The organism is Gardnerella sp. 2492 (assembly GCF_050320365.1).
Classification (GTDB): Bacteria; Actinomycetota; Actinomycetes; order Actinomycetales; family Bifidobacteriaceae; genus Bifidobacterium.
Map to the genome: position 1 here is coordinate 740,915 of NZ_CP186952.1, position 21,660 is coordinate 762,574.

The 21,660-nt window shown below is 41.0% G+C and carries 18 protein-coding genes and 4 tRNA genes; 3 read left to right on the forward strand and 19 right to left on the reverse strand.

What is annotated here, in order from left to right; translation table 11 throughout:
• Positions 1 to 178 precede the first annotated feature (178 nt).
• The 9 genes from rpsI to ACPFYS_RS02890 all read right to left on the reverse strand — a co-directional run bounded on the left by rpsI (position 179) and on the right by ACPFYS_RS02890 (position 11,257).
• Positions 179 to 667 carry a 30S ribosomal protein S9 gene (gene rpsI / locus ACPFYS_RS02850; protein ID WP_427875831.1) on the reverse strand — a complete coding sequence of 163 codons (489 nt, stop codon included), beginning with the start codon at positions 665 to 667 and terminating at the stop codon, positions 179 to 181.
• Positions 668 to 685: 18 nt separating this feature from the next.
• Positions 686 to 1,135 (reverse strand): 50S ribosomal protein L13, encoded by a 450-nt coding sequence (rplM, locus tag ACPFYS_RS02855; RefSeq protein WP_427875832.1) that lies wholly within the window; start codon positions 1,133 to 1,135, stop codon positions 686 to 688.
• A gap of 267 nt (positions 1,136 to 1,402) precedes the next feature.
• Complete coding sequence (gene malQ, locus ACPFYS_RS02860; protein ID WP_427875833.1) at positions 1,403 to 3,571, reverse strand: 4-alpha-glucanotransferase; 2,169 nt, start codon at positions 3,569 to 3,571, stop codon at positions 1,403 to 1,405.
• Positions 3,572 to 3,597: 26 nt separating this feature from the next.
• Entirely contained in the window at positions 3,598 to 4,254 is a 657-nt protein-coding gene (locus tag ACPFYS_RS02865; protein WP_427877614.1) for an AbrB family transcriptional regulator, read from the reverse strand.
• A gap of 69 nt (positions 4,255 to 4,323) precedes the next feature.
• Positions 4,324 to 4,974, reverse strand: coding sequence for an IMPACT family protein (locus ACPFYS_RS02870; protein ID WP_427877616.1), 651 nt, complete (start codon positions 4,972 to 4,974; stop codon positions 4,324 to 4,326).
• Positions 4,975 to 5,230: 256 nt separating this feature from the next.
• A complete protein-coding gene (locus ACPFYS_RS02875; protein ID WP_427875834.1) occupies positions 5,231 to 5,524 on the reverse strand; it encodes a metal-sensitive transcriptional regulator in 294 nt (97 codons plus the stop codon).
• Between the two features lie 437 nt (positions 5,525 to 5,961).
• Entirely contained in the window at positions 5,962 to 9,543 is a 3,582-nt protein-coding gene (locus ACPFYS_RS02880) for a hypothetical protein (protein WP_427875835.1), read from the reverse strand.
• Positions 9,544 to 10,102: 559 nt separating this feature from the next.
• Positions 10,103 to 10,189, reverse strand: a tRNA-Ser gene (locus tag ACPFYS_RS02885).
• A 135-nt stretch (positions 10,190 to 10,324) separates the two neighbouring features.
• A complete protein-coding gene (locus ACPFYS_RS02890) occupies positions 10,325 to 11,257 on the reverse strand; it encodes an EamA family transporter (protein WP_427875836.1) in 933 nt (310 codons plus the stop codon).
• A 119-nt stretch (positions 11,258 to 11,376) separates the two neighbouring features.
• Between ACPFYS_RS02890 and dinB the strand changes: the two genes are divergently transcribed.
• Positions 11,377 to 12,693, forward strand: coding sequence for a DNA polymerase IV (gene dinB, locus ACPFYS_RS02895; protein ID WP_427875837.1), 1,317 nt, complete (start codon positions 11,377 to 11,379; stop codon positions 12,691 to 12,693).
• A 106-nt stretch (positions 12,694 to 12,799) separates the two neighbouring features.
• On the opposite strand, the gene fdxA is transcribed toward dinB, so the two are convergent.
• From fdxA to ACPFYS_RS02945, 10 genes are all read right to left on the reverse strand, one after another.
• On the reverse strand, positions 12,800 to 13,129 hold the full coding sequence (gene fdxA, locus ACPFYS_RS02900; RefSeq protein ID WP_427875838.1) for a ferredoxin: 330 nt from the start codon (positions 13,127 to 13,129) through the stop codon (positions 12,800 to 12,802).
• 130 nt (positions 13,130 to 13,259) lie between these two features.
• Positions 13,260 to 14,891, reverse strand: a complete 1,632-nt coding sequence (locus ACPFYS_RS02905; RefSeq protein WP_427875839.1) for an APC family permease — start codon at positions 14,889 to 14,891, stop codon at positions 13,260 to 13,262.
• Between the two features lie 197 nt (positions 14,892 to 15,088).
• A complete protein-coding gene (locus ACPFYS_RS02910; RefSeq protein WP_427875840.1) occupies positions 15,089 to 16,411 on the reverse strand; it encodes an FAD-binding protein in 1,323 nt (440 codons plus the stop codon).
• Positions 16,412 to 16,540: 129 nt separating this feature from the next.
• Positions 16,541 to 16,711 carry a 50S ribosomal protein L33 gene (rpmG, locus tag ACPFYS_RS02915; RefSeq protein ID WP_004105548.1) on the reverse strand — a complete coding sequence of 57 codons (171 nt, stop codon included), beginning with the start codon at positions 16,709 to 16,711 and terminating at the stop codon, positions 16,541 to 16,543.
• 53 nt (positions 16,712 to 16,764) lie between these two features.
• Positions 16,765 to 16,838 (reverse strand) — tRNA-Met (locus ACPFYS_RS02920).
• Positions 16,839 to 16,842: 4 nt separating this feature from the next.
• Positions 16,843 to 16,914 (reverse strand) — tRNA-Thr (locus ACPFYS_RS02925).
• 1 nt (position 16,915) lies between these two features.
• Positions 16,916 to 16,997, reverse strand: a tRNA-Tyr gene (locus ACPFYS_RS02930).
• A gap of 138 nt (positions 16,998 to 17,135) precedes the next feature.
• Positions 17,136 to 18,230, reverse strand: a complete 1,095-nt coding sequence (hisC, locus tag ACPFYS_RS02935; protein WP_427875841.1) for a histidinol-phosphate transaminase — start codon at positions 18,228 to 18,230, stop codon at positions 17,136 to 17,138.
• A gap of 175 nt (positions 18,231 to 18,405) precedes the next feature.
• A complete protein-coding gene (gene groES / locus ACPFYS_RS02940; protein ID WP_004114319.1) occupies positions 18,406 to 18,699 on the reverse strand; it encodes a co-chaperone GroES in 294 nt (97 codons plus the stop codon).
• A 175-nt stretch (positions 18,700 to 18,874) separates the two neighbouring features.
• A complete protein-coding gene (locus tag ACPFYS_RS02945; protein WP_427875842.1) occupies positions 18,875 to 20,365 on the reverse strand; it encodes a hypothetical protein in 1,491 nt (496 codons plus the stop codon).
• Positions 20,366 to 20,593: 228 nt separating this feature from the next.
• On the opposite strand from ACPFYS_RS02945, the gene ACPFYS_RS02950 reads away from it, so the two are divergent.
• Together ACPFYS_RS02950 and ACPFYS_RS02955 are read left to right on the forward strand one after the other, a co-directional pair.
• On the forward strand, positions 20,594 to 20,770 hold the full coding sequence (locus ACPFYS_RS02950; RefSeq protein ID WP_427875843.1) for an FmdB family zinc ribbon protein: 177 nt from the start codon (positions 20,594 to 20,596) through the stop codon (positions 20,768 to 20,770).
• A 151-nt stretch (positions 20,771 to 20,921) separates the two neighbouring features.
• Positions 20,922 to 21,659 carry an SAF domain-containing protein gene (locus ACPFYS_RS02955; protein ID WP_427875844.1) on the forward strand — a complete coding sequence of 246 codons (738 nt, stop codon included), beginning with the start codon at positions 20,922 to 20,924 and terminating at the stop codon, positions 21,657 to 21,659.
• The last annotated feature ends 1 nt before the right edge of the window (position 21,660 follow it).

A 21,660-nucleotide genomic window follows, 5' to 3' on the forward strand; every position in this document is an offset into this window, starting at 1 on the left:
TAATTTTGCTATTTTGTTAATTTCTATGTGAGATTTTCTAATGAACGTGCAGGAATGTTATATTTACTCGTGCGTTACGAACTATTTTTAACATTCAGATTTATTGATACTGCGTTACGTATACAAAAATGGCTTCCAGCCAAAGCCAGAAGCCATTGAAATATAAATTCTGCGAAACTTAACGCTTCGAGAACTGAGGTGCACGACGTGCCTTGTGCAAACCAGCCTTCTTGCGTTCCACAACGCGAGCGTCGCGAGTCAAGAAGCCAGCCTTCTTCAAAGCAATACGGTTTGCATCGCGATCGATAGCATTCAATGCGCGAGCAACACCCAAACGAATAGCACCTGCCTGACCAGTAGTGCCACCACCGTCTACAAGCACGACAACGTCAAACTTACCCTCAAGCTTCAAAAGAACAATTGGGGAGTTAACTTCGCGCTGCAAAAGGCGAGATGGGAAGTATTCTTCCAAAGTACGGCCATTAATAGTCCACTTGCCAGAGCCTGGAACTAAACGCACACGAGCTACAGCTTCCTTACGACGACCAGTACCATAACCTGGCTCAATAGCTGAAGTACCAGTACCGGCACCAGCATTAGTCTCGGTAGTGTAGTTGGTCAGTTCTTCTTCATTTTCAAGAACCGCGGAGTTGTTGTTATCTGCCATAATCTATTCTCCTTGATCTCACTTAGCCTGCTGAGAGACCTTAGCGATCTCGAAGACCTGTGGCTTCTGCGAAGTGTGTGGATGCTCGGCGCCAGTGAATACACGGAGGCGATCAAGCTGCACCTTAGCAAGACGATTCTTTGGAAGCATGCCCTTGACGGCAGCCACGATAATACGCTTTGGATTCTTCTCCAAAAGCTCTGCATAGCTGTCACGACGAAGGCCACCTGGACGACCAGAGTGGGAATACAGTTCCTTGCTCAACTTGTTGCCAGTCAAAGCAATCTTTTCTGCGTTAATGATAATAACGTGATTGCCAGAATCAGCGTGTGGAGCAAATGTTGGCTTATTCTTACCACGCAGCAAAATGGCTACCTGAGTGGCCAAACGACCGAGAACCACATCAGTGGCATCGATAATGTACCAGTCATGAGTCAAATCTGCTGGTTTCGGTGTGAAAGTCTTCACAATCGTACCTTTTCTCTATTGTGTTTCGAGCTTGCGTTTCCTTAGGTTTTATAGGAAATACTTTGCTCATAATCCGTGGGCTCCCTGAAAGTCCTCGATGGCGAGTGGGAAAAGCGCTTTGAAGGACCCCTTAGGGAAACACAACAATCTATAAGTATATCGCCGCCTGCAGACTATAGCAAATTATTTATAGCAAATCACTAAAAAACAATATACACAGTCAACAAGCGGCGAAAATTAGCTTTTTAATTATTTAATACTCAAAACTTACGCATTCATAATCTCAGAAAGAGACTTTAATCGCGGCAAATCGAAAAGATTATCCAGTGATACAGGATTACCTTCTCCATCTGCAAGAGGAATACGCCAGTTTGGATATTCGTCGTTAGTTCCAGGCTGATTTTGCGCTCTACGCTCGCCAACAGCATCAACAATAGATGCCGCAATTAAACGTGACGTCGCAGCTTTCAAAGCTCTGTACAAAGCTTCTATAATTTGCTGCTCATTAGAATTCTCATCTTCCAATATTGCAGCATCCAAGAATCCGCCCTCTACAAGCATTTTCATCATCGCTCTGTGCTCTGCAACAGCTCCAGCACGGAAATCTTCTACAGAACCGGTGAGCAGGTGCAAACGTTCACGAATATCAACATGCTCGTATCTCAAATAACCAGCAGCAGGAGGCAAATCGTGCGTATTTACAGACGCTAAAGTCATCTCACGCCACTTACTTGGATTACGGAACACCCCATCAGCCACTTCGAACCACTCAACAGTGCATCCAAGAACTTCTTTCTTAGCCAAAGCACCCAAAGCGTTCGATGGCAATACACCTAGATCCTCACCAACTACCACACCGTTAGCGCGAGTAGCCTCAATAGCAAGAATTCCAAGCATTACGTCAGAGTCATAGTACACATATGCACCATTCTTTGGCGTTGCATTTTCAGGAATCCACCACAATCTGAAAAGTCCAAGAATGTGATCAATTCGCACTGCTCCAGCAGAAGCAAACATGCCATGAACCATATCACGATAAGTTTTAAATCCAGTCTTCTCCAACTCAAGTGGATGAAGTGGAGGCTGTGACCAATTCTGACCCTGCTGATTGAAATAATCAGGAGGAGCGCCAACAGTAGCACCATGAGCAAATCGCTCTGGGTTCCACCATACTTCAGAACCTGCAGGATGAACACCAACTGCCATGTCTGCCATAACGCCTATACGCATACCGGCATTTTTAGCAGCAACTTGAGCTTCATGAAGCTGAGCAAAAGCAATCCACTCAAGCCAACGGTAGAATTCCAGAGTGTCTGGGAACTTTTCCATTAATCCCTTAATTTCTGGAGAATCCTTATGCAGTTGACTTTCCCAATCATCATGCCCCTTAGGAGCACCCCACTTGTCGTAGCAGAGGCACCAAACTGCATAAGATTCAAGACGATCGCCCATAGTCTTCTTATACTGTTCGAAATCTTTGCTTCGTTCAGAATTGAGACCTGACTTAAAAATCAACCAAAGTGCACGCATTTTTACACGCCACATAGCGTCACGGTCAATAATCTGAGCATCATTATTCAATGGTTCAACCTGATTATGCAACTCATCAATTTCTTTACGAGTTTCTTCATCTAATTCAGCATATTCAGGAATGCTTTCTGGATGAATATAAGTTACATTCACCATCGAACGAGCCACAGGCAAATAAGGAGAAGGAGTTAGAGGTGCTACTGGCTCACCAGCATGCAACGGATTTACTAATACAAAATCTGCGCCAGTTTTTTTCTTAGCTTCCACCAAAAGCTGAGCTAAATCAGCGTAATCTCCGACACCCCACGACTTAGAGGATCGAATTGAATACAGCTGAGCCATCCATCCCCAAAGACGCTTACCATTAGATTCCAACGAATCCAGGGTTTTAATACTTTCAGGAGCGCTTATAAGAGTAGCTTCTTCACTACGATCACCAACAGTAACCTTGAGCGTATGATATCCCATTGGTACATCTGCCGGAATAGTAACAAGAGACGTAGAAACAAAAGTGTCATTTACCGGGAAAGCAGCACTATCTTTACTTGGCTTAATAACTAATTCACCTTCGTATTTTTCGCCATTTTCCAGCGTCAAAGTAGCTACTGGATATTCAAGAATACCAGTATTTACACAAATCGTATCTTCACGGCCAACCGTATGCAAAACTGTTGGAGCAACAAGACGACCATGTCGATATTGCAAAATTTCTTGTGTTGCAGTTTCAATTGAACTTTCGGAAGTTGCATCAACGCCTAAAGCATTAAGAACAGACACAAGTACATCATCACTGACTTCGCGCTCAATACCATCAGATCCTATGGTTTTTACGCCGATACCCATAAGTTTGGCAAGATGCCTTAATGGTGTTGAAGATTCGAATTCTTCTTCTACATTATTATTCATGTGTTCTATCGTAACTATTGCTATTCCTACGACGCGACACGCTTGAAACGACTGCGAGCAGCTAAATAAACATCACCTTCTTTATCGTTACAAAGAGTTTGTAAAGTTTGTTGAGATACTCCAGGATTTAGCGCCACTGCTCTGCGAACCATTGTTGCTAAAACTACAGGAGCATTTTCTTCCTCACTAACACCTAAAGAAGCCAGATATTGCAATGTTTTTGCGCCAACACCATCACATTGTGCACCTTCTAATCGCATCTTCCATGATGCTTTTGGATTGCACAACGCTGCGTCTCTTACTTCTGGACAACTATCTTTAGTAAGTCTTCCAACAAGCCAGTTTTTCGCATTCGTATTTTTCGCAACAGCTAACCTTACTGCGTCAGAAGAATCTTCAGAAAGTTTCACCAAAATATTTGGGAATGGCATTGTTGTTGCTAAATAAATTCTATCTTCTTCCGGAGTATACGAATTACCCGCCACAGCCTCTAGAAGTGCCGTTGCTCTGGAAAATTCTGCTTGATTATTTCGATCCGGAAGCACTCTGCGAGCAAATTTATGAAGTTCTTCAGAATCTTCAGAGTGTCTTAATTTTTCATAAACAGCAGTTAAAGGATCATATTTTGCTGATTCTTGAGATGAAAGAACTTCAGATTCTTGCGAATTTTTCGTTTCTGATATATTACTGTCATTTTCAACAGTTGCGCTAGTTTCGCTACTCAATCCGATCCCCTTCCGCTTATATTATGGTTACTTTCTTGGAAGTATCATACGCGACTTACCGCTATTTACAAGCTTTACTGTGCCAGCAAAAGTATTTTTCACTTGCGTAACTAATTCTTCTTCTTTCTCTATTGGAACAATTATATCTAGATTTATATTTACTCCGTAAGTCTCATTTTCTACGCTTCCATCTGCTTTCATAATAAGATGCTTTAGCATACGCAAATTTTGATACTCAACAGCGCAATTTAGCCTGAAGCACTCAACTATATCCGCTATGTTTGAAGAATTTAAAGCCAAACTTGCTGCATGCGAATATGCTCTTGTAAGCCCTCCTGAGCCTAGCAAGATTCCGCCAAAATATCTTGTTACAGTAATTACACAGTCAGTTAGATCAGCTGATCTGATTACATCCAATATTGGCTTACCAGCTGTTCCCGATGGCTCTCCATCGTCGCTCATGCGTTCACAAAGCCGCCCATTTGCATCGCCGCATACCGCAGCATACGCTACATGACGAGCCTTGGGGTGCTGCTCACGAATTGTTGCAACCACTTCAGCCGCCTCATCCAATGTTGATATATGACACATATCACCTATGAATTCAGATTTTTTCTCTGTGAATGCATCGTGAGCAGGCTTTAAAGATGTGTTTGTTACTGTACGCATACTTGCAATATACCTGACGTCATTTCCAACTCTTTACGATCTGAATGCTTTGCTTTTACTACCTTTGCTTTATTTCAGTAGATTAGCGCTTAATTGATGCAGTTTAGCAAAGTATCCGACAGTAACAACAGCGCCCCAACACTTATGTTTATCTATCTTACTTATCTATCTTATATATCTATTTTACTTATCTATTATTTATCTATTAATGCTATTAAATACGTTATATTATTATTACTTTATTTCGTAAAAAAATATATAATTTTCACGACTTTTCATATCTCAGTAGCCTGTCAACGACCAATGATATTTCCGAAACCTTTTCATCAGTATTCTTTTCATCATTAGCGTTTACTGCATCTTTTACACAAGTCTCAATTTGCTTCCTGGCAACTATAACAGCTATCGAACGTAAAGCTGCTGTAGCTGCAGAAAGCTGCATAAGAACATCATTGCAATACGCTTCATCATTGAGCATAGCTTCAATAGCATTAATTTGTCCTCGCACACGATGAACGCGCACTAACAAATTATCAATATCCACGTCGCACTCACTCATTTAATTCCTCTATAAAATGTTATGAATAATATAGTTCGTTCTGCATGTTATACAATTACACGACCCCCTTGTTTATAGCCGCGCAATATGCATAACAATTTTTGCATATTTTAACACTATGCAGAACAGAAATATACTACTATTTACAAGAAAATAGTAATAATTACAGTTTCTGCGAGTCTAAGCATAAAATTCAGTAAATTTTTCTTATTTTTATATTTTTCCTAAAGAATTTAATTTTACTTAAGATAATTTTTAGCGAGGACTCTTACTCTTTTATTTGAAATTTGCACTTTGCACTTTGCACTATTGAATACTAATTAATTACACTTACTAATTTAATATATGAAACAATCGGCGCCAGCTGTTAAGCAAATATATAAATTTACTTAAGTACACTAGCGCCGAAATTTCTATTTATAAATTATTTACCTGATTCATTTGCAATTCATAACTCTATTCATTGCGCAACGTACGGATGTCAATCCATTTGTGCAATTTTTAAGACGAGTAGCAGCGTGTGACGTATTGCGAGAACCGCTGTGTAGTCCTCTACTCACATTGCCGCGACTAGAATGACCTGCTCGACTTGCTGACAAAATAGCTGCAATTGCAAACGATGCTACTGCGAGCATAACAAATACAATACTGCTACTACCAGTTGTTGCAAGCTTGGAAGCGTGCGCAAAATTATTAGTATTAGAATCTATAAACTTATCGTTTACATCATCCTGAGCATAGTTACCGTCCTGATTATTATTTGCTTTTACAGAATTCACAGTCTTTACGGAACCAGAATTTTTATTAGCGCCAGAAGATTTACCAGAATTTATAGCAATACCAGAATCTTCAGAATCACTTACTGAATCTTCTTCTATGCGCTTACCAGATTTATCGTTATCTTCTTTTGACGTATTTTCTGCTGCGATTTCAGAATTGGTACGATTGCCAAAATTATGCTTATTAGACGATTTACCATTTTCAGCATTTTCGGACTTGTACAGTGTTTCTGCCATCGAGCGCAATATATCGTTGAAAGTAACGTTGTTCAAATCAAAGTTTTTCTGATTTTCGCTTTGATTCTCGCTCTGGTTCTCGCTTTGATTGCCTCTCTGATTACCACTATTTGAATTATTAGTTAAACTCGATCCACCATTTTGGCTGCCACCATTCTGATTAGCAACATTTTGTGCTTCACCTTCCTGGTTTTCCCCATACTGAGACTCTCCGTTTTGCGAATTACTATTTACTTTCTTATGACGAGGATCTTGTTTGCCTTGATTATTCTTGCTTCTCTTTTCAAACTCTCGCAATAAGTCATAAATACTCATCTTGCCATAGTCGTAATCATTTTCATCTTCTGAATCTGGCTGATCCGAAGAATATCTACCAGAATTATTTGTGTTACCACTTGTGTTACCACTTGCGTTACCGCTTGTGCTACCACTTGCGTTACCGCTCGTGTTACCACTTGCGTTGCTGTTGCCGTTGCCACTAACAGGGCCTAGATTTTGAACATTACCGGCATTCTGATTACCAGCAGTCTGATTACCACCATTCTGATTTGTAGTACCAGGCTTTACAGCACCACCAGGTTGCGAACCACCAGACTGAGAACCACCGTTCTGAGAACCACCGTTCTGATTACCACCATTCTGCGTACCAGACGCAGCATTGCCAGCATTACCACCATTCTGATTACCAGTACCAGGCTTAGTTCCAGCTACACCACCAGACTGAGCACCTCCAGACTGAGCTCCACCATTCTGATTTGTAGTACCAGGCTTAGTCCCAGCAGATCCACCACCAGACTGAGTGCCACCAGACTGAGCTCCACCACTCTGAGCACCACCATTCTGATTTGTAGTACCAGGCTTAGTCCCAGCAGATCCACCACCAGACTGAGCACCACCAGACTGAGTTCCACCAGACTGAGTGCCACCACTCTGATTACCACCATTCTGAGAACCAGACACAGGCTTTACAGCACCACCAGACTGAGTGCCACCGTTCTGAGAACCACCATTCTGAGAACCAGTTCCAGGCTTTACAGCACCACCAGGTTGCGAACCACCATTTTGATTACCACCATTTTGCGTACCAGACGTGGTACCGCCAGGAGCAGCATTACCACTAGTACCAGCACCACTAGCACCAGCACCGCTAGTACCAGCACCACCAGACTGAGCACCACCAGACTGAGCGCCACCACTCGAACCATTATTCGCAGAAGCTACATAAACTCTACTATCTTTATCGTTATACCTAGATTTCAAAGCAGATACACGTGACGAGTCTGGCAAATCGTAAACAAATACATACCATCCAGATCCACTGTTATCTTTCGCAGAAATATTTACATTTTCTTCAAGAATAGCAGATTTTATCTTACAGCCAGCTGATTCAGAATTACATTTGAATGAAATTCCACCATTGCCGATTTTATACTCGCCATTCATGGCTGGAACTGTCCACTCTTTAATCAAGCGATGATGTTCATCTGCCTTAGGTTCATCAGTTTCACTAGCTGGATTGTACTTATTATTTGCTTCTTTCGTAGGATTGGTTCCACCATCGCCAACCCACCATGCACGAATATGTGCCTGAGAATCTGATTTAAACCCATAATCTGCATTGCCTTTAAATTCACCATAATCTTGAGGTAGTCCAGAAATTGTCATAGTGTTTACAATTTCTTTTCCAACTTCTACAGTATTTTCTTTTACTTTAGAAACATATTTTGGCTTAGCTTTATACGCGACTGTAGATTCTTTAGAGCCTAATTTCCCAGTTATATCACTCTCTAATAGCTTTTTACCTTTATCACTCTGCTTAGAACTGTCAATTACCCAAACCCAGGATCCAAATAATCCTGCGTCATTTGCTCCTACTTTATATTGTTCTGCTTTAGGGTCATCAACATCAGCGTCGGCAGCAGATTTATGCGCTACAACAGACACAGTTTCGCTATCTTTCGAGAAATTCGCTTGAGATGTCGCTACCTGTTTTAATCCTTCTATACCACGTATGCGCTTCACATAATCTGCTGCAGATTCGCCATTCCCACGTTCAGCAGCTTTCATGATTTTATCTAGAGAACCTACAAAGAAATAACCTTGAGCATTAATCTTCGTATCTTTATCCCAGGTTTTAAAATCTCCTGTTACAAGATCTGTAACTTCAGCTTTTACAGTATCTCCAACATTTAACTCTTGTTTATTTACTTTTGAAACGATAGTTGGCTTAAATCTATCTTTACTTACATCAAAAGTAATTTGCTCTTTAACCTCTCTAGTTAATGGAGCTCTAAAAACATCCTTGTAGTGTTCGCTCTCGAGACGTTGCGGAATCGCAACCCTATATTGAACACTAATATCAGCAACTCCATCCTCCTTAGCAGTCCACCAAATATCCGTGTCTTTATCGGTTGTAGTGAAAGTCACAGTTCCCTCAGCATTAGCGAACGATAAGGAATTGTTATTTGATGATACTGTTACAAATATTCCAGCTGCTCTTCCTTGCGAAGGATTAAGTAAGCCTAAATGAAGTACACCTCTACCCTTTCCTGCAGTATATTCTGGCTTGGCGTAGACCCTAATAGGCGTATTTTGATATGCTTCATTCCACAATCTTTTCGATTCTTTTTCAACGACATTTGTTTCAATTCCATCAAATCCAATATTTCGTATGGTTCTCCAAAGATCTTTATTAATATCAAATTTTTCATGAATAGCATAACCCATAGCAGCGTGTATTAAATTATCTTCACCCAAGTAGTATTTATGCACCATAGTTGCAGCAACCTGAGCATTTACTCCTTTCATCTCTTTCCAAGTACCAAGTTCTAACTCTATTGAAGTATTCCCAGATTCCATAGAATACGTTCGTCCTGATTCTACAAACCTATCATCAGCGCCTAGCCACTCTTCTTTAACGTCATATAAATCTCCATGCCCAGATTTATACATATATCCATATCCGCCTACAACTGATGCAGAAGAAAGATTGCAGTTCATCATTGCAACTAATGTAAATACAAATACAATTATTGAAGATGTAATACTTGTAATTTTTTCGTACTTACTACTTATTTTTTTACTTCGAGCATGATAAGAACAATGCTTTATTACATGTTGTCTCATCTAAATCTCCTTATCCCAACCTGTTCACTACGAATAAATTCCGTGTGCTGAGCACCATACTTAGAGCTCATGAGTCAACTATGGAAAAAGATTTAAGATGTGTAAATATATTTTTTGCATTGTGGATACAGCCTAAGTTATCCACATTTTTATATAAATCTATGTTGATAAGTCGCAGCAAATCGCCAAAACAGACCCTGCTGCAGAAACTGTACTGCAATATTGTCCGAAGATAGATAATCAGAGGCACTCGCGCAGAAACCATACTGCACCAGTGTCCGAAAATAATCAAAATAAGTGTTAATTACCAAAATGAGCATTAGCACATTACGTATTCTGCGCGCGCTGCAAAGCGGCAATATGCACTTAAGTCTATGATGAAAAATAAAAAATCTCAGCGGAATATGAGGACATATCCGCTGAGACATCAAAATCGCGGAGTCAGAGGGATTCGAACCCTCGAGCCGCTTACACGACTAACACCTTAGCAGGGTGCCCCTATCGGCCACTCAGGCATGACTCCAGTTGCTTCATCTAACACATGTGCGAGATAACGCAACAGGTTGCAACTATAGCACCTCTTGCGGACTGTGAAAAGACCTACGCAACACACCTTATACGGTATCTACACAAAACAAATACGTAGATTTCGAAAATATTAAGCAGGATTTTTATCACCCGAGAATGTAATGAAAACAGCACACATTACTAAAGCCATTCCGAGAACATCAATCCAAGTAGGCATTTCACCAAACCTAATACCAACAAGAGCAGCGATAGCCGGGTATAATGCTTGCATTACAGAATACTTTGCTGAAGAAACTCTTCTTAAAAGAAGCTGATCAAATAATGCTGGGAAGAATGAAGCACACACAGCAATAATTATCATTAAACCAATCAGTTTCAACGCTCCACCAGGTTCAGCAGCCCAGGTTGCACTCTGCTTAGGCCATATAACGTGCTGCACTGCAGGCACTCCAAGAAAAGTAGTTTGAAGAAGCCATCCTATAAACGCAGCAATACTTACACGATCAATTGCATTACTTCCCTTTGCAAGCATACGTCCAGAAACTATATACATTCCCCACATAGATCCGCCTATAAGTATTGCCACAAGACCGATCAAAAAATTAGCGTTAGATTTATCATTCACAGACGCGCTAGCAAGCACAATAATTCCGCATGCAGCAATAACTATGCCTAGTCTTTCTCTCCAACTTTTTCCAGTAATAACAGCCACCATAAGTGGACCCACAAATTCGATTGTTACTGCAACACCTACTGCCATGCAACTTATAGCAAGATAAAACATAGTATTCATCATTACTAATGAAATACCGACCGCAACTACAATAGCCCATTCTTTAATAGTTTTCGGCAAAGAACTACGCTTATTCTTAGAAAATGGTCTTCTCCATGCGAGTAAAAGTAACGACATAAATCCAACTCGGTACCACACTGAGTAAAGTGGATCAAGCTGACTAAACGCAACTTTCGCTACCGATGTCGCTAAATAAACCATAGCAGCTTCAACAACAACTATAAGTAATACCGGCATGCGATTTAGTATGCTAACTACCATTCGCTTCATACTGAATACAGTACACGAAGTCAATACTTTTACTAAGAATCGGTTGTTACGTAATAAATTTTCTAAAAGTTTTGCAACACGCAGTAGACAAAATCGAACGTTTGTTCTATTCTCAATATATGAGCACAGCACCTCGAGTATCTGCAGCAAAACGTGATTGGGGGCATGACACAACTGGCTGCACAATACTCCACATCGATATGGATGCGTTTTACGCGTCTCTCGAAGCTGCGCGAAACCCTGGGCTTAGAGGGAAGCCCTTGATTATTGGAACAGGTAATCGTTCTGTAGTATCAGCTGCTAGTTACGAAGCACGAAAATACGGAGTAAATTCAGCTATGCCTACAGTAAGAGCTAAAAGCCTGTGCCCAAACGGCATTTTTTTACCGGTAGATATGCCGTATTACCGTGCCGTTTCCTACAAAATTTTTCGGGAAGTTCTCTCTCTTATAACCGACAAAATTGAGCAGGTTTCGGTTGACGAGTGTTACATGGACGTACGCTCAGCACTACTGCGCTGGCATACGCCCGTCGCCATTGGGGAGTGGATAAGAAACGAAGTCGCGCGAAAGTTTCATATCACTTGTTCAGTGGGGATCGCTTCCAATAAACTTATTGCAAAAATGGCGTCTACAAACGCAAAGCCTAACGGCATGCTACTTATCCCCCAAAGTCGCAACTCCGACTTTGTGTCGTTAATGCCATTGCAAGCAATACCGGGAATTGGACCATCATTAACTAAAACACTTGCCACATGGGGTATTAACAGTATTGAAGATTTGCGAAATACCGATGAGACAACATTGATGCGTATTGTTGGGTCAAAAATTACCGCACGAACACTCTATTGTATTTCACGTGGTATCGACGACCGACAAGTCATGCCCTACGCACAAGAAAAATCAATAGGCACAGAACAAACTTTAGAAGTTGACACAACAGACATTGCAGCAGTGCAGCGACTGATCAGACACTGCTGCAATGATGTGGCTCAACAATTACGAAAACGCGAGCTTATGGCTAGAACTTTAACATTAAAAATACGCTTTAGCGATTTACATTATGTAACTCGTTCAAAGACTTTGCGCAATCCTACCGATATTGCACATGAAATGTATAAACGGGCTAGCGCACTTCTAAACGACGCAAATCCTGTTGTACATAATTATGCTATCGGAGGCGATAGCAAATGTTTGCTAAGCCCTGTAAGACTTGCAGGAATAACAGCAAGCAATTTAGTTTCAAGCAAAACTACACTTATACAACCTTCATTGAACGATATTCTTGAAGAAGATGATAGAAGTACTAAATCTGATGCTAGTGCATTAGTTAGCGCAACTGCACTTAATTCAACTACGCGCATGAGAAACGCTGAACACGCACTAGACGCAGTAAAAGAAAAATACGGAGAAAAAATAGCTCAGCTTGGTATTTAATTACACAATCAAATAAAAGCAGTATTAGATATTTTGCACAAAATTAGTAAATTTGCAATTTTTCAAACTAAACAGTCACTAAACAAAGCCACCGAACGAAACTATATTACTTATCTTCTTTACTACGTTTAGGCAATGCAGCAACACGATCTTCATCCCAACCAGAAGGTCCTGCATCTGATGCTCCGCCAAGATCACCAAGCTTGTCGAAATAGTCCTCTGCAGCATCTTTATACCATGCCCATTCTTCAGGCACATCATCCTCGTAAAAAATAGCCTCTACAGGACAAGCAGGTTCACAAGCTCCACAATCAACACACTCGTTAGGATTTATATAAAGCGTGCGATCTCCTTCATAAATGCAGTCAACTGGGCACTCATCCACACATGCCTTATCTTTTACGTCAACACACGGTTCTGCAATAACGTATGGCATAAATGCCCTCCTTTCTGCTTTTATTTTTATGCAACTTTCCTATTATAGAACATTTTTTAAAAGTCTATAACACAAAAAGTCGGCATACGAATATAACCGTATGCCGACTTCTTGCTAAATAAATAATTTATTAATTTTGATTATTTTGCGAGGACGCAGCAGACACCTCAGCTTGAACTTCTGCACGAGCCTGCTCTTCTGTCTCTCCTTCAGCTACCTTTTCTGCAGCGGCAGCATCTTGAGCAAACAATGTTTCTACAGGAACACCAAGTTGCTTAGCTTTTCGTATTTGCCTACCAAGCAGGGAATTGCGGTAAGAGTATCCGAAGTACACAGCAAAACCAATTGCCAGCCACACTGCAAAACGAATCCAAGTCAATACCGACAAGTTAAGCATGAGCCAGAATGTGGAAAGTGCTGCAAACAGCGGAAGCCACGGATTGCCTGGAACGCTGAACGAACGGTGCAAATCAGGCCTACGCATACGCATAATCGGAACTCCTGCAGAAACAAGCAAGAATGCAGAAAGCGTACCAATATTCACCATATCTGAAAGAATGCCAATATCGAGAGTGGAAGCAACAACTGCCACAACAATACCAGAAGCAATCTGAAGTCTTGCAGGAATACCACGCTTACTTACCTTAGAGAAGCTGCGTGGAAGCAAACCATCACGACTTACGGCGAAAATAATACGAGTAAGACCAAGCAGAAGAACCATTACAACGGTTGTTAAACCAATAACAATACCTAGGGAAATGATCTTTGCAGCCCAAGTAGCTCCTACAAGTTCGAAGCTTGTTGAAAGCGATGGAGAAGGCTGATTTGCTAAATCTTTGTAGGAAACCATACCGGTTGTTACGACTGCGACGAGAATGTAAAGAACAGTAACAATAAACAAACCAAGGCCGATACCTCGTGGAATGTTCTTATGCGGATCTTTAGTTTCTTCTGCAGTAGTAGCGACTACATCAAAACCAATGAATGCAAAGAACACGAGTGCAGCACCAGAAAGAATACCTGGAATGCCATAAACAGCTGGCTGCATTCCAGTTATCCACTGCCACAAAGGCTGGCTCATAACACCAGAAACTTCTATTCCCTTAACACTGGCTGGATCTTGAGCTGGAGGCACGAATGGAGTGAAGTTAGAAGCTTTAATGTAGAAGAAGCCCACAACAACCACGAACAGAACAATACCAATCTTCAAGATTGTTAAAGCGCCGTCGAAGCGTGCAGAAAGCTTGGTGCCGATAACAAGCATAGTTGTAAAGAATGCAACGATTATGATTGGAGCCAGATCAATAGTAAAACCACCTAAATTAAAACTGGTAGTCATATTTAATCCAAATAGCTTCATTAAATCGTTAAGATAAACACCCCAGTATTTTGCGATTACTGAGCCGGCCATCAGCATTTCCAGGATCATATCCCAGCCGATAATCCATGCAATAAGCTCGCCAACTGTAGTGTAAGTGAAGGTATAAGCAGATCCAGCTACCGGAATCATTGAAGCAAATTCCGCATAGCACATTGCTGCAGCGCCACACACAATACCTGCAATAATAAAGCTAATAATTACAGCAGGACCTGCATGGAACGCAGCTGCTTGTGCACCAACCGAGAAGATACCGGCACCAACAGCAACAGCAACACCCATAACTGCCAGATCCCAAGCGTTTAAAGTTCGTTTCAGATGACGATCGCCATCCATCGTCTCTGCGATAGTCTGTTCAACAGACTTTTTTCTTAATATTTGCATAAGCTTGCACTTTCGTTAAGGATAAGTGGTATATAGGGTTTTTAATAAGATTAACCGAAAAATACAAACACGGGCACCAAAGTAGCGCCCGTGCCGTAATTTTTACGATATTAAATATGCATACTACTGTGATAACCGTAAATATACAACTAATTATACGAAAATTATCAGAAAAATATTAAGTATTTAACTTTAAATTATTTTGTATTATCCTTTTTTATGTTTAATTGCATACCTATTATTACGGGTTCTGGCACTAATGTTACGTTAAAAACTCGCTTAACTCCGAAAATAATTATATTTGCTAAATTTTCTATATCTTTTGCAGACGCACACGATCTATTTGTTAAAGCCAAAGTGTGCAACGAAGATAATCCTGCAGGAGAAACACCACAGACGTGTTTTTGACAACTAGCATCATCCTCATCAGATTCAAGCCTAAATCCTTTATGGAATCCGGCGTGGTCGATAAGCCAAGCTGCAGAAGTTTTTATTCCATGAGAACCATCTTGCGTTATTGCATCAAATTTTGGAGCATCTTCTGGTAAAGCATCGGCTTCAGCAGCACTAAGTATTGGATTCATAAAGAAGCTGCCGCAACTGTGACGATCACTATAAATATCATCACCCTCATGCCATACACCAGTTACATAATCCTCTTCTTGAAGTTTAATAGCGTTTTCTACACCCAACTTACTTTTAGCACCACGCATATATTCATTTTCATAACGAGTAGCATCTTCTAGCATTCCTTTTGAAGCTCTAACACGCAAAACTTCACGACGGATTGAATTTGTACTCATTCGTGAGCCTACTTCTACTCCTAACGCTCGCGCAAGTTGACTGTGTGCCACTGTGCCCATTTGACTATGACGCAGACGGAATGTTACTGATAACACAATGTAGCGCGGTGTAGGAAAATACTCATTATTTGGCACACCAGGTGTCTTATACATACTCTGTTTAAGACTCGAAGTGCGGTATCCAAATTTGAGATCTTCACTAGACATTTCGCACGTAACTTTTGATTTACGATCCCAAACTTCCACAGAAACAACACTTTGAGACACTTCTTGGCCATATGCACCAATATTCTGCACCACAGACGCACCAACAGTTCCTGGCACTCCAGAAAGCCCTTCAACTCCCTCTAAACCAAGTTCTATTGTGTGAGATACAAAATCATCCCAATTGCATCCAGCTTCCGCATTAACTTCCACAATATAAGCACCAGTTTTTGCATCAATTCTGTCTTCTGCAGGTAACGCTTCGTCTAATACGCTTATATTTCTGCGAGCATCTCTTACTACTACTCCGTTAAACGAATCATCACTGACGAGCATATTAGAGCCACCGCCAATAACGCATAATGGTAAACCAGATTCATCTGCTGATTCTACTGCTTCAATTACTGCGACTCTACTTGTTGGTTCCACAAAATGCGCAATACTACCGCCGACACCAATAGTTGTTAAATCTGCAAAAGTTGGATTCTTACCAGAAGATTCTTGCATAGCCATGGATTCAATCCTAACAGCACTAAATAACAAAAACCCCGCACAAAGCGGGGTAATAAGTTTCTATCTGCGAACCGCCTAACTAGAAATATAACTGAAGCGGTTTAAGCTCTACGCAGTAAGCTGAAAGTTTCAGCGGGTCTCGCGATGAAGCGTATGCTTACCGCAACGTGGGCAGAACTTATTCAACTCAAGACGATCCGGCGTATTACGACGATTCTTCGTCGTGATGTAATTACGCTCCTTGCACTCCGTGCATGCCATCGTAATGCCCGGACGGATATCGGCGCTCTTGCTTGCCATTTCGTTCACCTCTACAATTCATTGTTGGCCAGCCAGTCTCCTACTGGCCGTTGTAGCGAGGAAGAGACTCGAACTCTTGACCTTACGATTATGAGTCGTACGCTCTAGCCAGCTGAGCTACCCCGCCAGAGAGCCTCGAGTGAGAATCGGACTCACGACCTCTTCCTTACCAAGGAAGTGCTCTACCACTGAGCTATCGAGGCGTGGCGGGTAGTGGATTCGAACCACTGAAGCACGAAGCGGCTGATTTACAGTCAGCTCCCTTTGACCACTTGGGAAACCCGCCAGCAGTCTCCGTAAGAAGTGAACTTCAAACGGCAACTTTGTTATTTTGCCACGAGAACGCGACTAATGCAAGTCTAAGACACGCCGATAGACGCACATAAACCCACTATTTTCAACAATCCCTTGAAAAATAATTTAATTATTTTAGCGAAAAACCGTCATTTTTCAGTTTTTGGCACACTTTAATTACTCGATCATTCGCCTCAACTTCTCCTAGAGAAATACGAATACCGTCTCCAGGAAATGCTCGAACAGATAATCCAGACTGCACGAAATACTCATTTGCACGCTCAGTATCTGCGCCGAAAGGCATCCAGAAGAAGTTTGCGTAAGGATCAGCAATATTCCACCCCTGCTCTCGCAAGGACTTAACTACACGCTCTCTCTCGCCAACAATTGCATCTACACGCTTATGCATCTCGCAAGTAGCATCTTCTTCCAAAGACGCCAAAGCCGCAACCTGCGCAATCTGGCTTACACCAAACGGAACAGCAACTTTACGCATACCTTCTACAACTTCAGCATTTGCAACAGCGTAACCGATACGCAATCCTGCTAATCCATAAGCTTTAGAGAATGTCTGTGCAACTACAACGTTTGGATACTCTTTATACAGTTTTATGCCGTCAGCTGTGCCTTTTGAAGTGTTGAACTGTACATAAGCTTCATCCATAAGAACAAGTACATCTTTTGGTACCGCTTCAAGCACTCTGCGAGCATCTGCATCGCTAAGAGCATTGGAAGTTGGATTATTTGGATTATTTAGAATAACAAGCTTCGTGTGCTCATTTACAGCATTGATAATTCCATCAATATTATGCGAACCATCTGCAAGATTTGGAACCTTAACACTCGTAGCGCCTGAGCCAGATACAATAATCGGGTATGCTTCAAAACTTCTCCACGGATACACGACTTCGTCGCCAGGACCAGCAACCAAATTTACAAGCTGAGTAATAACTTCGGTAGATCCACAGCCAAGTACTACCTCGTCAGGAGTAACGCTATAGAGTTTAGCTATGCGCTCAACTACATCTATACCGCGCATATTTGGATATCGATTAATAGTATTAAGAGCCGTTTTGCTTATTGCTTGCTTAACGCTATCTAATGGTTCGAATGGATTTTCATTACTTGAGATTTTATATGCGCGAATACCATCTAATTTAGGAGCCGGACGACCCTGCTTATAACTAGGGATAGTATCTATTACGCTTCTGTGTTTGTATGTCATACTTCTCTATGATACTCACGAATCGTGTAATAAATAAAGCGCATCGCATAAAGAAAACGCTGGAAACTACATTATCGTAATTTCCAGCGTAATAAGTTAACGTTCGCAGCCTAAACAACTATCTTAAATAGAAAGCGAAAAGAAAGCGAAAAGGCAACTAACAAAACTATTTTAATTAGCCAAGAATAGCGAGCACATCACGCGAAGAGACGATCAAATAATCTTCACCTTCATAGTGCACTTCTGTTCCGCCGTACTTGGAGTAAAGAACTTTATCGCCGACTTTAACATCCATAGGAATTCGTTCGCCCTTGTCGTCGCGACGACCTGGTCCTACAGCAAGAACTTCGCCCTGCTGTGGCTTTTCCTTGGCATTGTCTGGAATATACAAACCGGAAGCAGTTTGGGTCTCCGCCTGAGCCTGCTTAACAATAATCTTATCTTCCAACGGTGTGAGTTTAATCGACACTGTCGCCACCTCTTTCTTACGAGAGATTAATCCATTCGCGCAAACACAAACTCGATGAGGCTGACGATCACATCTACTTCATATTTACGCTCTGTGTCTCATGGTACCGCGAAATTAGCACTCTGCCAACTAGAGTGCTAATTTTTTATTAAGAAATTTATATTATTTATTTACGCTACCTGCGGCGGCTTGCTAAAACCTCACGTAAATTGGCAACTCCGAGCGAATCTGCAGAACTATCTGGAGCCTCAACCTTAGCTTGTTTTTCGCTATTATGGAACTCTTCTACGGACTTATCTGCAGAACTAGCTGCAGACACAGCTACAGGCTTACTAGGAACAGCTTTTGCAACTTGCTTAGTTGACTTAATTTCTAAGCTTTCTGGAGCACTACTTGCTGCTGATTTTTCTGTTTTCTCTGAATTTTCAGCAGATTTAGAAGAATTGGTGGAGGACTTTGAACCCAGAGAGAAAGATATTAAATCCTGCTTTTCAGATTGCGCAGAAGCTGCTAAATTAAACGCGTCTAAAGCTTTAGAAGCTCTAACTTCACTAATCTCGTTAGTTGAGTCATCATATGAAGTCTTCTCAGACTGCTCAACATTCTTAGTCTGCTCAACCTGCTCAACCTCATCTTTATTACTACTCTGAGTAGAATCCTTCAACGACGAAGAATCATTAGACTCAGAAGTAGAAAGATTAGAAACAGGCACTTCATTTGATTTTGCCGCGTCAGCAACGTCAATTACTTCCATATTTTCATCGCTACGCATAGAAAGTCCACGCTTACGAAGCGCTTCTTCGCGATCTTTCATAGTGCGACGCAACGCAACGCGAATCTCACGCGCTTCCATAATAGAAGTTTCTGTGCTGTCTCTTACTGCTTGGCAATCTTGCACATAATTCTGATTGCTATAAGAAGAATTTTCGTATGAAGCATTATGGTAGCCAGTATTTCCACTACTGTAATCTTCGCGATTTTCTTTTACGGAATTAGTTTTATTAATAGTCTTGCCGTATTCAGATTTCTTTGCATCAATAAAATCAGAAGCACCAGCAGTAATAGCTTTTACCGTGTTCACAAAGCTATTAACCATGCCAAAACGATCATCATTCTTGGTTATAACTTGCTCACTAACATTAGTAACATTTGCTGTTACTACACCATCAGCGTCTTTTTTTCGCATACTTGCCACGCGCGCTTCCCAAGCACGAGCATGTTTAGAAGCACGAGCGCCACAAACCAACACAATCGCTAAAAATGCTAACGGTATAAGCGCAAAAGCTGGAGAATACAATCCTCCAAAACCAACCAAGGCAACGAGAAAAGTTAGAACTGATAAAGCCAACACAAGCATGCAACGACGGCGCACAGCAGCACGCCTTAAACTACGAATATGATTTATATACTCTTTTGTAAATCTTTGTTTACGCTCTGTTTTTTGCTCAGTAGGTTGCATATCAACCCCTTTCGCCGTAGTCCTGGTTCCATCACACACGCGAGTGGCACTCCACTCATCAACAAGATGCAGTGAAGGCGAGTACCTATCCTCGCGATGTTCAAGTATGCTTTTCATACCATTAACCGTGTGCTTAGGCAACCACCCAAACCATAAGGCTACGAGGATGATCAACACAAGCAAAGCACTGACCGATTCATAACCCATAGATACAAATATAAGTAGTGAGCGGGATGTGCAAGCTGTAATAGGAATCGGCGTGTCGCAATTTATATCATCTTTAAGCGTGCCGAACGTATAAGCTGTCTTATTATTGACTAGGATATTTGAAGGAATAGAAAGTTACTAATACTTACAGATTTTGCTTTTGTTAGTTAAAACATTTCGCAAAGTCGTAACTGATTTTTTGATTATAAATGCATATCGGAGGAACCGTTGCCTACTTATCATTACCGTTGCAAGCAGTGTGGATACGATTTTTCGGAACATCAGGATTTTTCAGATGACCCTATTACTATTTGCCCACAATGCGGCAAAGAAACAGTGCGTAAGATTTATTCAGCACCTCCTATTAATTTCAAAGGTAGTGGATTCTATCGCACTGATAAATAATAAAAATAAGTAATAAAAAATAATTTTTTTAAGAACGCTTATATTGATCCGCAAAAGGATTGCAATATAAGCGTTTTTTAGTATAAATACCCTGTATCCACAATGCATATTTTTTATTGCAATAGCTCGAAACATACGAGAAGATGCTTGCATGAGTATGAATTTTTCTTTATTTACAGCAGAAACTAGTCCTCTGAAAACAAATGGACTTGCGCGTAGACGGCAACGTGCCTTTCTTCGCAAAATAATTATCGTATTTTGTGCAGGAATTATGAGTTTACTTGTTATCTCAACTATTATCTCTTCTCAAGCTACACAAACTATACCAATTGCAATTCGTCATATTGCACAGGGAGAACACATAAGTAAAAGCGACATACAGTATGTACAAGTACCACAACACTCCGTTTTTAATAATGTTCTTTCCGAAAAAGATAGCTATAAGGATTTGGTAGCAACTTGCGATATTAAATCTGGGATGCCGCTTTTTAGAAACACCACAAGTAGATCTCCAAAAATACCGAAAGGATTTACAGCACTTGACTTAAATTTGGCGAGCGCAGATCACTCTCTTGTACCTGGAAAACGTATAACTATTGCTTTTAGCAAAGTAACTACAGATACATCTCAAGCAAAAAACGGCAATACTGAGGATGATCAAGACGACGATTTTAAAGAGCATGAGGAAGATAATCAAAGCATGGATGACGAAAGCAACAGCATAGACGAAAGGTATGTTGAAACAATACGTCACGCTCTTGTAGTTTCAATAAGCTACCAGCAGCATCATAGTCAAGCAACTCTTGCTATGCCAGCTAAAGATGCTCTTAAAGTGCTAAATGCGCAAGCAATAAACAGTTCGCTATCTATAGTTGCAATACGAGAGTAAA